Annotated in this window: 12 protein-coding genes and 1 tRNA gene; 10 read left to right on the top strand and 3 right to left on the bottom strand. The window is 60.7% G+C overall.

All coding sequences use genetic code 11. The features are described 5' to 3' along the window. The first annotated feature begins 28 nt into the window (after positions 1-28). A complete protein-coding gene (locus tag CI603_RS06115; protein ID WP_121913441.1) occupies positions 29-1,345 on the top strand; it encodes a uracil-xanthine permease family protein in 1,317 nt (438 codons plus the stop codon). Positions 1,346-1,625: 280 nt separating this feature from the next. On the opposite strand, the gene CI603_RS06110 is transcribed toward CI603_RS06115, so the two are convergent. Together CI603_RS06110 and CI603_RS06100 are read right to left on the bottom strand one after the other, a co-directional pair. Then, positions 1,626-2,492, bottom strand: a complete 867-nt coding sequence (locus CI603_RS06110) for an RNA methyltransferase (protein ID WP_121913440.1) — start codon at positions 2,490-2,492, stop codon at positions 1,626-1,628. A gap of 249 nt (positions 2,493-2,741) precedes the next feature. After that, positions 2,742-2,830 (bottom strand) — tRNA-Leu (locus CI603_RS06100). 118 nt (positions 2,831-2,948) lie between these two features. Here CI603_RS06100 and CI603_RS06095 point away from each other — a divergent pair. The 6 genes from CI603_RS06095 to era all read left to right on the top strand — a co-directional run bounded on the left by CI603_RS06095 (position 2,949) and on the right by era (position 8,284). After that, a complete protein-coding gene (locus tag CI603_RS06095; protein ID WP_121913438.1) occupies positions 2,949-3,749 on the top strand; it encodes a 16S rRNA (uracil(1498)-N(3))-methyltransferase in 801 nt (266 codons plus the stop codon). An 80-nt stretch (positions 3,750-3,829) separates the two neighbouring features. Beyond that, positions 3,830-4,177 (top strand): histidine triad nucleotide-binding protein, encoded by a 348-nt coding sequence (locus tag CI603_RS06090; RefSeq protein ID WP_110412971.1) that lies wholly within the window; start codon positions 3,830-3,832, stop codon positions 4,175-4,177. 40 nt (positions 4,178-4,217) lie between these two features. Next, positions 4,218-5,372, top strand: a complete 1,155-nt coding sequence (locus tag CI603_RS06085) for a PhoH family protein (protein WP_121913437.1) — start codon at positions 4,218-4,220, stop codon at positions 5,370-5,372. Beyond that, the gene (ybeY, locus tag CI603_RS06080; RefSeq protein WP_046322961.1) at positions 5,369-5,923 is read left to right on the top strand and encodes an rRNA maturation RNase YbeY; all 555 of its coding nucleotides are present in this window, start codon (positions 5,369-5,371) and stop codon (positions 5,921-5,923) included. The genes CI603_RS06085 and ybeY overlap by 4 nt, the downstream gene beginning before the upstream one ends. After that, positions 5,916-7,334, top strand: a complete 1,419-nt coding sequence (locus CI603_RS06075; RefSeq protein ID WP_121913436.1) for a hemolysin family protein — start codon at positions 5,916-5,918, stop codon at positions 7,332-7,334. Before ybeY ends, CI603_RS06075 begins: the two co-directional genes overlap by 8 nt. Then, positions 7,331-8,284, top strand: a complete 954-nt coding sequence (gene era / locus CI603_RS06070; protein WP_046322959.1) for a GTPase Era — start codon at positions 7,331-7,333, stop codon at positions 8,282-8,284. Before CI603_RS06075 ends, era begins: the two co-directional genes overlap by 4 nt. Positions 8,285-8,290: 6 nt before the next feature. Here era and CI603_RS06065 read toward each other — a convergent pair whose 3' ends face one another. Continuing rightward, positions 8,291-10,300, bottom strand: coding sequence for a long-chain fatty acid--CoA ligase (locus tag CI603_RS06065; RefSeq protein ID WP_121913435.1), 2,010 nt, complete (start codon positions 10,298-10,300; stop codon positions 8,291-8,293). Between the two features lie 236 nt (positions 10,301-10,536). Here CI603_RS06065 and CI603_RS06060 point away from each other — a divergent pair, with 236 nt between their 5' ends. The 3 genes from CI603_RS06060 to CI603_RS06050 all read left to right on the top strand — a co-directional run bounded on the left by CI603_RS06060 (position 10,537) and on the right by CI603_RS06050 (position 13,464). Then, positions 10,537-11,160, top strand: coding sequence for a 50S ribosomal protein L25/general stress protein Ctc (locus CI603_RS06060; RefSeq protein ID WP_121913434.1), 624 nt, complete (start codon positions 10,537-10,539; stop codon positions 11,158-11,160). A gap of 186 nt (positions 11,161-11,346) precedes the next feature. Then, positions 11,347-12,474, top strand: coding sequence for a branched-chain amino acid aminotransferase (locus CI603_RS06055; RefSeq protein WP_121913433.1), 1,128 nt, complete (start codon positions 11,347-11,349; stop codon positions 12,472-12,474). Between the two features lie 183 nt (positions 12,475-12,657). Then, positions 12,658-13,464 carry a trimeric intracellular cation channel family protein gene (locus CI603_RS06050; RefSeq protein ID WP_121913432.1) on the top strand — a complete coding sequence of 269 codons (807 nt, stop codon included), beginning with the start codon at positions 12,658-12,660 and terminating at the stop codon, positions 13,462-13,464. Positions 13,465-13,476: the final 12 nt, after the last annotated feature.

Genomic DNA, 13,476 nt, shown 5'->3' with positions numbered 1-13,476 from the left:
CACGGCGCATGAGAGAAAGCACAGTGAAATGGCATTGTCCATGGGCTGGAAACTGCACGGCGACGGGAAAACATTGGCTCCGGGTGAGGTCGTGGAACCCGATGAGCGACTCACATGGCCACGTACGGCTGGCATCGGCGCCCAGCATGTCATTGCCATGTTTGGCTCCACCTTCCTGGTCCCCATTCTGACCGGATTCGACCCCTCTACCACCCTCTTCTTCACGGCCATGTCCACGGCCCTCTTCCTGCTGATCAACCGCAACCGTTTGCCCTCCTACCTGGGCAGTTCATTCGGCTTCATCGCCCCAGTCCTGGCAGTGACCACCGCCCACAAGGGTCTGGCTGTGGCATCCTTCGGGATCATGGTGACCGGCGCCCTGCTCTTCCTGATTGGCCTGATCGTTCACTTTGCAGGCTCGCGATGGATCGATATGATTATGCCCCCGGTGGTCAATGGTGCCATTGTAGCCATCATCGGCTTCAACCTGGCCCCTTCGGCTTGGAAGAACTTCAAATCCGCCCCGCTGACCGCCCTGATCACCCTGGTGGCTGTCATGCTGATAGCCGTCCTCTTCAAGGGCCTGATCGGCCGTCTCAACATCCTTTTGGGCGTCATTGTCGGCTACATCTTCGCAGTCACCCAGGGCCAGGTGGACTTCGCTGCTGTGGAAAAGGCTGCCTGGTTCGGTCTACCTCACTTCCACACTCCTCAGGCCGACCCGTCTGTCTTGGCCATGTTCATCCCAGTAGTGCTGGTCCTGGTGGCCGAGAACATCGGTCACGTCAAGTCGGTGGCTCTGATGACCGGCCGAGATTATGACGATCAGATCGGAACCGCCCTGATGGCCGACGGACTGGGCACTACGCTTGCCGGGCTGGGCGGAGGCTCGGGCACCACTACTTACGCAGAGAACATCGGCGTCATGGCAGCCACCAAGGTTTACTCCACGGCCGCCTACTGGTGTGCCGCCATCTTTGCCTTCCTGCTCTCCCTGTGCCCCAAGTTCGGGGCCATCATCAACACCATTCCCACCGGCGTTCTGGGCGGGGTTACCACCATGCTCTATGGCATGATCGGTATGCTTGGCATCCGTATCTGGGTGGAGAACAAGGTGGACTTCGGTAAGTCCGTCAACATGACCGTGGGCGCCGTCGTCATGATCGTGGGCATCGCGGACTTCACCTTCGCGGTGGCCGGGGTCAGCTTCAACGGCATCGCCATCGGCTCGGTCGCCACTCTGGTCATGTACCACGGTCTCAAGGCCATCGGCCGCTGGCGGGGGACCATCGATCCGGACGACTACATTCATGAGGATTCGCAGGTCGCATCCCAGCAGAGCTGATTGCGTCGACGGCATCCGACACTCGGTGGTTGCCTGATTCTGGAACATTGCATGCTGGAAAGTATCGCCTAATGCCTATGGCTGTCCGGTATTCAGTACTCGACTCGGTCATGGAGTGAAGCGGCTGAGACACCACGAATCCGCTCGGTAGCATGGGTTCAATTCAATAGCCCTGTCAGTTGCCAGGTGGGTTCAGTTGGTTGGCAGGAATCAGTTGGCCGGCTCGGTCAGTTTGTTAACGAGCTCAACTGGCTGTCTGGGCGTAGTTGCCAGACTTGGCTCAGCTATCGTGTTCGGGTCTGGTTGCATAGAAAGCCACGGCGCTTGATGCAGCCACGTTCAGACTGTCCACGTCGTGGCTCATGGGGATGCGCACGGTCAGGTCCGCCCGGGCGATGGTCCTGTGGCTCAGCCCGTCGCCTTCTGTGCCGAAGATCAGGGCCAGGCGATCGATCTGGTTCCGCCCTGGACCTAGGCGTTCAGCCAATTCATCCAGGCTGATGGCATCCCGGTTCAGGGCCATGGCCGCCGTGGTGAAGCCCAGATCATGCAGTTGGTGCATGCCCTGATCGGGCCAGGCGTGGATGTCATCGCCGCCGATCCTGGTCCAGGGAACTTGAAAGACCGTGCCCATGGAGACTCGTGCGGCCCTGCGGTAAAGGGGGTCAGAGCAGGAGGGGGTGACCAGGACCGCGTCCACCTGCAGGGCTGCCGCAGAACGCATCAGGGCGCCGATGTTGGTGTGATCAACTATGTTTTCCATGACGGCCACTCGCCTTGCCGGTCGACAGATTTGCTCAACGGTGGGCAAAGGCCAGCGTCGCATGGCCGCTAGCGCGCCTCGATGAAGCCGGTACCCGGTTATGGTCTTGAGCTGTGCAGGGCTGGCCACGTAGACGGGAACGTTGTGTCCGAAGGCTGCGTCCACCTGGTCGAACATTGAATGCATCCCCTCCAGCCAGGGTTCTTCCACCAGGAAGGAGATGGGCTCAACCCCGGCATCCAGAGCACGGGCGATGACTTTGGGGGACTCCGCGATGAACAGGCCCTTAGCTGGTTCCAGACGATTGCGCAGTTGCGGCTCGGTCAGCCTGGTATAAGCCTCGATTCTGTCATCCTCGATGGAGTCGATTCTCACCCTGAGCACGCCTGCTGTTCCTCCTTCTGGTCCTGGGACCGCTGACTGAGCCTTGTTCTGTCAACAGCATAGGTGGCACAACCGAAAATCAAGCATGGGTCATTTTGATGAAAAATGCGAATAATGAGTCCAAAAGAGCCGTATTGGTCAGCCGGACTAGTGAAAATAACGATTGTCAGCATACATAAATTTTTTTCAATAAAAGCAAAAAGCATGAAAGATGTGAACCTTGATAGTTCCCATCGAGGGGAGATTGAGTGTCCGGAACGGGAGTTGAACCCGTACGCCTGTATATATATAGGCACTAGCACCTCAAGCTAGCGCGTCTACCATTCCGCCACCCGGACAGGTGCGTAATCGCAACGGAGATAATCATAGCATCTTGGGCGGCATCGCGCACTGGGCGATTGGAGGAGCGTGTCGTCATCGAGAGTGCTTTTCGGTGGCGAGCTGTAGCCTAACACCATGACTGCACCCCTCTTCCTGCTGGATCCCGACCATGATGATTCCCCATTGGCCAGCGATGAGCTCCATACAGGCTGGCGCCTGACCCTGCCCGAGCGCATCCGTCGCCATGCCCTGGGCTCCATGAGGCTGAAGAATGGGGACCAGCTGGATCTATCGGACGGAAGTGGACTGCGCATCAGCGCCCTGGTCAGGGATGTTTCGACCGGCTTGGTGGAGGTCACCGCTGTGGGGCGGCAGGCACCTCCCGAGAAGGAACTGATTCTTGTTCAGGCCCTGGCCAAGGGCGGCAGGGACGAGCAGGCCATCGACATGGCCACCCAGATCGGAGTCGATCAGGTCATGCCCTGGCAGGCTGACCGGTCCATAGCCAAATGGCGGACCGGCCGCAACGAACGGCACTGGCAGACCGCCTTGAATGCGGCCACCGAGCAGAGTCGGAGGGCCTATCGTCCTCGATTGTTGAGCAAGGTGGACAGCCATAGTCTGGCCTCCTGGTGTCGGAAGGCGACCGATCTGGGAAGCCTGGTTCTGGTCCTGCACCAGGATGCTGACCTTGGATGGGATGCAGTTCGTAAACGTGTCGACAAGTTGCCGGCTGGTTCCTCGGTCGCCGTGGTTGTGGGTCCTGAGGGTGGCATTGCCGATCAGGAGGTCCAGGCCATGATGAGGGAAGGGGCCCTGCCGGTCCGGTTGGGCGGGAACATTCTCCGAGCCGCTCTGGCCGGACCTGTGGCCCTGACCCTGCTGGCGGACATGCTGGGTCGCTGGCAGTCGGAAGCCCCTGAGCCCAGCGCATGAAGTCGCGCACAATATACATCCTCGCCCATAAGATGGGAAACAACGAAAACAGCATTGTCAGCAAACAGTGAGGAGTGGTCATGAGCGATGACGACCGGCAGGAGGGTTGCATTTTCTGCAGAATTGTGGCAGGGGAGGTACCCAGCGAAAAGGTCTATGAGGATGAGACCGTCTACGCTTTCAAGGATGCCAACCCCAAGGCCGCCGTCCATGTCCTGATCGTCCCGCGTCACCACTACGCGTCCGTGGCTGAATTGGCCAAGGCCGATCCCAACACCCTGGCCCACATCGTCCAGGTGGCGCAGCAGATCGCCGACCAGGATTTCCACGGAGCCTACCGGCTGATCTTCAACACGGGGGAGGATGCCGGCCAATCGGTCTTTCATGTCCACGCCCACGTCCTGACCGGACAGGTGTTGCCCGAGTGAAGCCCATGTTCACCATCGTCATCGTGCAGGAAGGGAATCCGTGGCGGTAACTACGCGAACCCTGGAGATTCCGGAGGGAATCGACCCGGTTCAGGTGTTGGGGCCGGAAGACGCAGTCATTGACAGGATCGAGCATGCCTTCCCGGCAGTGTCTATCCTGGTTCGTGGCAACCGGATTATGCTGCGGGCTCAGGACCGGCAGGGCGACGTTGAGGCGGCACAGATCAGGGATCTACTGACCGAACTCATGCAGAACGCCGATCAGGTTCCCGTGGATGCCGATCAGGTGGGGCGAATACTGGATCACCGCCGTTTGGGGAACGCCGACGCAGCCGATTACTCCCATCCGGAAGAACAGAAAATTACAGACCGCAATACTCAGGACCGCAATACGATAGACCATACTTCTGTAGACCGCGATTATGGGCAGACAGCCATTGCAGAGTCGGAGGGGAACAACACTCTGGAAAGCATCGACCAGCCACGTCAGGCAGCCTCTGCTGCAGTTCGTCGCCGCCCTCTGACCCAGGCTTCCAAGGGTCCGATCAGGCCCAAGACCGCTGGCCAGTCCGCCTATGTGGCCGCCATTGAAACGCATACCATCACCTTCGGCATTGGTCCGGCCGGCACCGGCAAGACCTATTTGGCAGTGGCCAAGGCCGTTCAGGAATTCCGAGCCGGTCGCATCGGTCGCATCATCCTGACCCGGCCTGCTGTGGAGGCGGGAGAGAGCCTGGGCTTTCTGCCTGGCACCCTCAATGAGAAGGTCGACCCCTATCTGCGGCCCCTCTACGATGCCCTGGCCGACATGCTGGGCACCTCGCGGCTCCACCGCCTTCTGGCCGATGAGACCATTGAAGTGGCCCCGCTGGCCTACATGCGGGGGCGCACCCTGAACGATGCCTTCGTCATCCTGGACGAAGCGCAGAACACCACTCGCAGGCAGATGAAGATGTTCCTGACCCGCCTGGGCTTCAACACCAAGATGGTCATCACCGGCGACGTCACCCAGGTGGATTTGGGCGGGCCTGCATCTGGTCTGGCCACTATCGAACAGGTTCTGTGCGGCATCGACGATATTGCCTTCGTGCACCTGCAGGCGGCCGATGTGGTGCGCAATCAGCTGGTCGGGCAGATTGTCCGGGCCTACGACCGCGCCGATCAAGCCCGCAGCCGGGGACGGGAGCAGGCATGAGCGTTGAAGTGACCAACGAGACCCAATGGCTGATCGATGCCAAAACCTTCTCCGATTTGGGAGTGTGGGTGCTGGACCAGATGCGGGTGAGCACCCAGTCCGACATGACTATCATCTTCAACGATCCCGAGCCCATGGCGGTGCTGCACGAGCGCTGGATGAACCTGGTCGGCCCTACTGATGTCATGAGCTTCCCTATGGACGAGCTGCGTCCCGGCGACGAGAACCATCGGCAGGAGGGCATCCTGGGCGACATCGTCATTTGTCCCTGGGTGGCGGCACAGCAGGCTCTAGCTGCCGGTCATTCCACCATGGAGGAGATGCTGCTGCTGGCGATTCACGGCACCCTGCACCTGCTTGGATACGACCACGCCAGCAGGGAGCAAGAGGCGCAGATGTTCGGATTGCAGCGCCAGCTGCTGCTGACCTTCCTGGCCTTGCGCCAGGGGCCGATTGCCAATGCCGCGTTGCCGGCCGGAGCCACCAATGCCCTGGAGATCTATGAGCGATACGGCCGTGGTGCCTCTCAGAGAGGCAAATCCCATGAATGAGCGGACCATAGCCGCCATGGTGGTCATGGCTTTGGCCATCATCGCCTTGGTCGTACTCTCCCTGGCGCTGGCCGAGGCCCAGGGGGCGCTCAACAGAGTGACCCGATCCAGTCTCAACAATTTGATTCTGGGCCTGCAGACCGACCAGGAACTCAGTCAGTTCTCCAGGATGAAGCGAATCGACCGCATTCATCGGGCCCAGAACCTAATCTCCCAGCGGCAGGTGACTGGAAGCGCCTGTGCCTTTTTCCGCATCATCTGTGACATCATGGTCGGCGTCCTGGTGGCCTGCATGGCTGCTCTTGGTGGTATGCCCCTCTGGGAGCAGCTGCTGTGCGGAGTGGTCATGGCCATCCTGGTGGCTGCCATCTCCGTCACCCTGGGCCCTCGTGGTCGTTCCCGTCAGCCCATGGAAGCGTTGCTTAAACACGTGCGTCTGGTCGGGATGGCTGTTCTGTTGACCCCCTTCAAGCGTCGGCGGCAGGCTGAAGCCAGTGCCCGCAAAAACCTTCGCGGCGAACTTTCCGACGACGAGGAACTGGAGAAGATCCAGATCGAACAGGGGCGGGCCATGGTCGACCAGCTGGTGGAGGCCGGTGCCTTCGATCCTGAGATCTCCGAGATGTTGAAGAATGTGCTGACACTATCGACTACGCTGACACGCGAAATCATGGTTCCTCGCACCGACATGATCTGCATCTCCAAGGATGCCAGTTTGGATTCGGCTCTGAAGCTCTTCTCCCGGTCGGGATTCTCCCGTATTCCCGCCATTGGTGAAGACGTGGATGACCTGGTCGGTATCGTCTATTTGAAGGACGTGGTCCGTGCTCTGGCCTTCAACCGCAAGGGTGACAGATCAGTTGCTTCCATCATCCGTCGTCCCGTTCTGGTGCCAGAGTCCAAGCCCGTGGACGACCTCTTCCACTACATGCAACGCTCACGCCATCACCTGGCTGTGGTTGTGGACGAGTACGGGGGCATAGCCGGTTTGGTCACCATTGAGGATGCCATCGAGCAGATCGTGGGCGAGCTGGAGGATGAGCACGACCGGGTCCAGCACGACGAGCCCAAGCAGATCGGCCCGCACACTTGGCAGTTGCCGGTCCGCACGCCTATCGCCGACCTGGAGGAGCTCTACGAGATCACCATTGACGAAGATGACGTAGATACGGTCTACGGTTTGTTGACCAAGCTGCTGGGCTCCGTGCCAGTTTCAGGCTCATCGGCGGTGACCCGAGGAATAAGATTGACCGCCGGCGAGGCGGTCGGCCGTCGCAAGAAGATCGCCACCATCGTGGTCGAGCCAGCCAACGGATCCAACATCGCCCTGGACCTGGAAGACGGTGCGGAGCTAGAAGACGAACAGGCCGACAGGGATCAATCTGAGCAGGACAGTCAGGAGAATTCATGACCAAGGAAGAACAGAGCGAGGGCAAGGCACCGGTCCACCGATCGGGTTTCGTGGCGGTAGTGGGCCGACCCAATGTGGGCAAGTCCACGCTCATGAACGCCCTGGTAGGCAGGCCCATCGCCATAGCGTCCTCAAGGCCAGAGACTACCCGCAAGGCCATCCGTGGGATAATGACCCGCCCCGAGGCTCAGGTGGTCTTGGTTGACACCCCAGGCATCCATCGCCCGCGTACCTTGTTGGGCCAACGGCTCAACGACGTGGTGGAGGCCTCCCTGTCGGACGTGGATGCCATTGCGTTCCTGCTGCCTGCAGACCAGGCCATCGGTCCAGGCGACCGTCGCATTCTCAGCCGGTTGCGGTCCGATTTCGCCCATAAGGATAAGGACGGCAAGTGGATTTGGCGAAAGCCTCTGATCGCCGTAGTGACAAAGATCGACCAGCTGAGCAAAAGCCAGCTGGTGGACAAGCTCCTGCAGATCGGGGCCTTCGCCGACTTTTCCCAGATTGTTCCGGTCAGCGCCCTGGAGGCTGACAATGTGGACGAGGTGGCCAAGGTTTTAATGGATGTCATGCCCGAAGGCCCTCAACTATATCCTGACGACCAGCTGACCGAGGAGCGTCCCGAGGACATGATTGCTGAGCTGGTTCGCGGAGCCTACCTGGAGGAGCTCAATGACGAGCTGCCCCACTCCCTGGCAGTTCGTGTGGAGTCCATCGATCCGGATCCAGAGGGCGGGCGCGACACGGTCCATATAGGCATTTACGTAGAGCGTGACTCCCAGAAGCCCATCGTCATCGGGCGGGGGGCCGAGCACCTGGTGCGCGTGAAGAAGAAGTTGCGCACCGCCGTCAACCGGACCATGGGTCGCAAGGTCCGGTTGGATTTGCACGTCAAGGTCGCCCGCAACTGGCAGACCGACCCCAAGCAGTTGGAACGCCTGGGGTTCTGATCGTGTTCAGCGGCGGGGTGCCGGGGTGCGCTTGGCTGTATACATCCGGGTGTTCAGCAGGTCAGCGTAGCGCTCGATGACCTTGGGCCTGATCACCTTCATGGATGGTGTCATCAGACCATTGTCCTGGGTGAACTCCTCGGGCAGGATGATAAACTTGCGCACCGACTCGGCCCGGGAGACGCCCTCGTTGGCCCGGTCCACATACTCTTGGACCTCGGCCCGGACCACGGCGTTCTGTGCTGCCTCCTGAAGGGACATGTTGCGATCCATACCCTTGGAGGCCAGCCAGGGACGCAGGGCTGTTTCGTTCAGGGTGACCAGGGCTGAGATGAAGGGGCGCTTGTCGCCCAGAACCAGGGCCTGGGAGACAATTTCGGAGCGCTCGATGACCTCCTCGATGGGCCTGGGGGAGACGTTCTTGCCGCCGGCCGTGATGATCAGGTCCTTCTTGCGCCCGGTCAGGAAGAGGAACCCGTCTCGGGAGAGCCGTCCCAGGTCGCCGGTGGCGTACCAGCCGTCCTCGGTGAAGGAATCGCGGGTGGCCTCCTCATTCTTGTGGTAGCGGTGGAATACACAGATGCCCTTGATCTGCACCTCGCTGTCCGAGGCGATGCGGATGGTGAATCCTGGGAAGGGGATGCCCACCGAGCCCCGATGGTAGGGGGTGCCCAGGGGGTTGAAGGCGCAGGGTGCAGTGGTCTCAGTCAGGCCGTAGCCCTCATAGACCGGAACATTGGCGCCGCGGAAGAACCCCAGCAGCTCCGGGTCCAGGGGAGCTCCTCCGGAGACAATCCACTTGGCCCGCCCGCCCAGGACCTGGCGCAGAGAAGAATAGACCAGCGGGTCATATACGGCTCTCCGCAGGGCGCTGCGCCTGGTCGGCCAGCCCTGACGGGAGATGTCCTCCATGTAGGTGCGTGCAGCCCGGGCCGCCCCGTTGAAGATCCGGCCCTTGATGCCGTGCCCGGCCTTCTGGGATGCGGCGTTGTAAACCTTCTCGAAGACCCTGGGTACGCCGATGATGACCGTTGGCTTGGACTCCTGCAGATCGGACAGCAGGGTAGCCAGACCAGAGGAGATGTAGACGTGCATGGTCCCGTAGACGACCCCGTAGCTGATGGCCCGAGCAAACGTGTGGGCTTGGGGCAGGAAGAGCAGGATGGATCCATCCGGATCGTGGGTCAGATTGGGAATGAAAGCGTTCAGGTTTCTGGCCAGCTGGCAGTAGTGCTCGTGTGTCATCTCCACGCCCTTGGGCGCCGCAGTGGAACCGGATGTGTAGACGATGGAGCAGAGATCGGTCTTGTGAATGGAGTTGATCCGCTCGTCAAGCTCGGCGTCGCTGACCGATTCCCCATAGGCCTGCAGTTCCTGCAGTGCCCCGGATTCCAGACAGGCGATCCGTTCCAGGGTGGGGCACTCTTTGTCGGCACCCTCGGCCTTGGCGCGCATCTCTGTGGTCTGCACCACCAGTAGCCTGGCATCGGAGTTGTTGATGATGAATCGGATTTGCTCGGCCGAGTCGGTGTCGTAGATGGTGGCGATGACCCCGCCAATGGAGAGGACCGCGGCATCCACGATGTCCCACTCATAGCTTGTCCTGCACATGAAGGCCACGGCATCGCCCTTCTTCAGCCCGTAGTGCATGAAGCCCTTAGCGGTGGTCCTGATGTCGTGCAGAATCTCTCGGCCGGTCCGGTAGGTCCAGCTGCCGTTCTCCACAAAGTGCAGAACCGGCTGGTCAGGAGTGCGGCGGGCCCGATCAGCGTAGATGTCGTAGACGGTCATGTCGTCTGGCACTGGACCCATACCGGCGGTGGTGGCTGAAAGCAGTCCCGAGGCTGGATCCATGCGCGTGGTGGTGGCGTAGTCAGCTGACCAGAAATGCGTATTGGGCAGGGCGAGGGCTTCCTGGGCGGCACCTGATGGATCCGCGGCCTCCTCGCCGGTCGGTCCCTCCCCATGACCCACCTGGTGTGCCACAAAAGATTTGACCGATGCTAGTAACGACACGTTGTCTCCTTCAATAATCGCGGGATATGTCCAGAATAGCCGTTTACTTGGAGAAGGGCGGGCCCGGTGCTAAAGTAGGCACGTTGCTTTGGCGAGGGAGGCTTTCATGGCCTCCGTTATCGACTCGGCTGGATCATCGGCAGCCTTTCCTTTTGGGCGGTCCGGAATCCGACGCGGCGATGCGCCAGGACCGGCCCAGGTCGGTCTTGAGGAACCACTCAAGGAAGGAAGCCAACATGGCTAACACAATTAAGCTCGAGGGCGAAGTCCGCGACCAATTTGGCAAGGGGGCGGCACGCCGCATGCGCGTGGCCCAGCAGATCCCCGCCACCATCTACGCCGGCGGCGCCCAGCCCGACTACATCAAGCTGCCCATGCGCGAGACCACTTTAGCCCTGCGTCGCGCCAACGCCCTCTTCTCCATCAGCTTCGGCGGACAGACCAAGACGGCGGTGGTCAAGGACGTGCAGCGCAACCCGGTCAAGCGCCAGGTAGAGCACATCGACTTCTATGAGGTCCGCGCCGGCGAGAAGGTCACCGTGGAGGTGCCTGTCTTCGTCAGCGGCGAGACCAAGGGCGCTGCCGTGGCCTTTGTCGACACCCAGAATCTGCAGGTCCGGGCCGACGTGTCCAACCTGCCCGAGCGCATCGATATCAGTGTTGAGGGCCTGGCAGAGGGCGACAAGATCCTGGCCAAGGACATCAAGCTGCCCGAAGGCTCCGAGCTGATCATCGACGATATGGAGGAATCCATCGTCTCCGTCGAGATCCCCAAGGAGGAGAGCCTGGAGACCCCCACCGAGGAAACCGGACAGACCGAGGCGGAAGCTGCCCCGGAGGCCGACGAACAGAGCGAGTGAACCAAGAGGTTCGATCTTCAAGGCCGTGGGATCATCACGATCCTGCGGCCTTTTTGTCTATAACGGTCACTATGCGAAATACGCTGAACGGGTCAGGGTCTGCCTATGCGATAGTTCGGGTACCGGGCATCGCCATAAGCATAGCGCCCGAGCAACCAATACAGTAGCAAGAAGAAGTGGTAGATAATGGCAGAGCAATCACATCACGACCCGAAGGCACTCAATGAGTTGGCGGACGCTTTCAAGGTCATTCCCAACGATCATCCCGCCTCTGACGAGGAGCGTGCCCGGCTGATTGATAAGCCTGCCTTCGGCCAGCTCTTCTCAGACAACATGGCCCACATGGGATGGACTTCAAACGACGGCTGGAAGGACCGCAGGGTTGAGCCCTACGGACCGCTCAGCCTGGATCCGGGCGCCTCGGTGCTTCACTATGCCCAGGAGGCCTTTGAGGGACTCAAGGCCTACTACCATGACGACGGCTCCATCTGGCTCTTCCGGCCCGATGCCAATGCTCAGCGCTTCTACAATTCCGCCAAGCGTCTGGCCCTGCCTCCGCTCGAGCCCGATGACTTCTTGGGATCGGTCGCGGCCCTGGTCCGCCGTGACGCGGCCTGGGTGCCCAAGCGTCGTGAGTATACGCTCTATATGCGCCCCTATATGTTCGCCTCCGAGCCTTTCCTGGGTGTGCGCGCTCCACATGCGGTGGATTATTGCGTCATCGCCTCGCCCTCGGGACCCTACTTCGCTGGCGGTGTCAAGCCGGTCAGCATCTGGGTGGAAGACAAGTGGTTCCGCACCGGCCCCGGCGGCACCGGCTTCGCCAAGTGCGGCGGCAACTATGCGGCATCCCTGCTGGGTGAGAACCGCGGTGCTGAGCACGGATGCGAGCAGGTCTGCTTCGTCGACGCAGCCACTAAGACCTACCTGGAGGAGCTTGGCGGCATGAACATGTTCACCGTCCACAAGGACGGACACCTGGAGACCCCCAGCCTGACCGGAACCATTCTGCCCGGCGTCACCCGCAACTCCCTGATCACCCTGGCCCAGGACCAAGGCCGTGACGTGGTTGAGACCATGATCCGTCTGGACACGCTGCTGGACGACATCCGCTCCGGCGAGGTCACCGAGGTGTTCGCCTGCGGGACCGCCGCCATAATCACACCGATCGGGCGCTTCAAGTCTGAGAACTTCGACGTTGAGGTGGCCGATGGTGGTTCAGGCAAGGTTACTATGGACTTCCGCAACGAGCTCCTGGGCATCCAGCTGGGCGAGATCGAGGATCCGCACGACTGGATGTGGAAGGTCTGCTGAGCGCTGACTCCATTACTGCCTGATAGGTCTTGAAAGGAAAGCGGCTTCAGGGTGATATTCCGCCTTGGGTCGCTTTCTCTCATGTTTGTGGCCTTGCGCACATCACCGGCCTGTTCTGCTGTGTGTTTGGCTAATCTATAGACGGACCTGAGTGCGGGAAGAGTTCGGGAGGAGAGGCGCGGGATGAAGACGGCCTTGGAGGGGAACCTGATCTTCATGGTCATCGAGTACCTGGGCATCCTAAGTTGCGGTCTTTCAGGCGGTCTGGCTGCTGTGCGCAAGGGCTATGATATCATCGCCATTCTGCTGGTTTCGTGGATCAGCGCCTTGGGCGGCGGGGTGGTCCGTGATGTCCTGCTGGGTCAAGTGCCACCCAGCGGCATCACCGATAAGGGCTCGGTCATCGTTACCCTGGCATCCGGCCTGGTCGTAGCTGTCGCTCATCCTGAAATCAGTAGGATGACCTGGTCCATGCTGGTCACCGATGCCATGGCCCTGGGGTCTTTCGCTGTCAACGGGACCGCCAAGGCTTTGATGTGTGGAACCGGGGGCATGACGGCCATCTTTATGGGCATGGCCACGGCCCTGGTAGGCGGCCTGCTGCGAGACATCCTTCTCAACCAGGTGCCTGCGGTCATCCAGGACCAGCATTGGTACGCTCTGCCTTCCCTGATCGGCTGCCTGCTGACCCTAGCCTCCACGCGCGCCCAGCAGCACGGGCTCTATCCGGCACGGGTCGACATGGCTCTGGACCTGGCCATCGTGGCCCTGGTGGTCGTCCTGCGCATCATCTCGGTAAAATTCGACATTCTGGTGCCTGGGGCAGTGGACCGGCGCTCGGCCCGGCTGCCGCTCAACGATGCCCAGCTGGCCAGGGCCATCCGTCATCTGATGCGCGGCCGGTCGAATATCAGCGTCACCATCAAGCACACCGACGAGGATACCGGTGAAAATCCGGATGCGAATTCGGATACCAAAAAGGGCCGGTGATCCAAGCGCTTG

Origin of the sequence: Bifidobacterium sp. wkB338 (genome assembly GCF_003688325.1) — a bacterium.
Lineage (GTDB): Bacteria > Actinomycetota > Actinomycetes > Actinomycetales > Bifidobacteriaceae > Bombiscardovia > Bombiscardovia polysaccharolytica.
This window is presented reverse-complemented; position numbering and strand designations above follow the sequence as displayed.

Bases quoted from the DNA above. Each gene is read 5' to 3' on its own strand.
- CI603_RS06115 (WP_121913441.1), top strand. From the start codon at position 29: ATGGCATTGTCCATGGGCTGGAAACTGCACGGCGACGGGAAAACATTG.
- CI603_RS06095 (WP_121913438.1), top strand. From the start codon at position 2,949: ATGACTGCACCCCTCTTCCTGCTGGATCCCGACCATGATGATTCCCCA.
- CI603_RS06090 (WP_110412971.1), top strand. From the start codon at position 3,830: ATGAGCGATGACGACCGGCAGGAGGGTTGCATTTTCTGCAGAATTGTG.
- ybeY (WP_046322961.1), top strand. From the start codon at position 5,369: ATGAGCGTTGAAGTGACCAACGAGACCCAATGGCTGATCGATGCCAAA.
- CI603_RS06075 (WP_121913436.1), top strand. From the start codon at position 5,916: ATGAATGAGCGGACCATAGCCGCCATGGTGGTCATGGCTTTGGCCATC.
- era (WP_046322959.1), top strand. From the start codon at position 7,331: ATGACCAAGGAAGAACAGAGCGAGGGCAAGGCACCGGTCCACCGATCG.
- CI603_RS06060 (WP_121913434.1), top strand. From the start codon at position 10,537: ATGGCTAACACAATTAAGCTCGAGGGCGAAGTCCGCGACCAATTTGGC.
- CI603_RS06055 (WP_121913433.1), top strand. From the start codon at position 11,347: ATGGCAGAGCAATCACATCACGACCCGAAGGCACTCAATGAGTTGGCG.
- CI603_RS06050 (WP_121913432.1), top strand. From the start codon at position 12,658: ATGAAGACGGCCTTGGAGGGGAACCTGATCTTCATGGTCATCGAGTAC.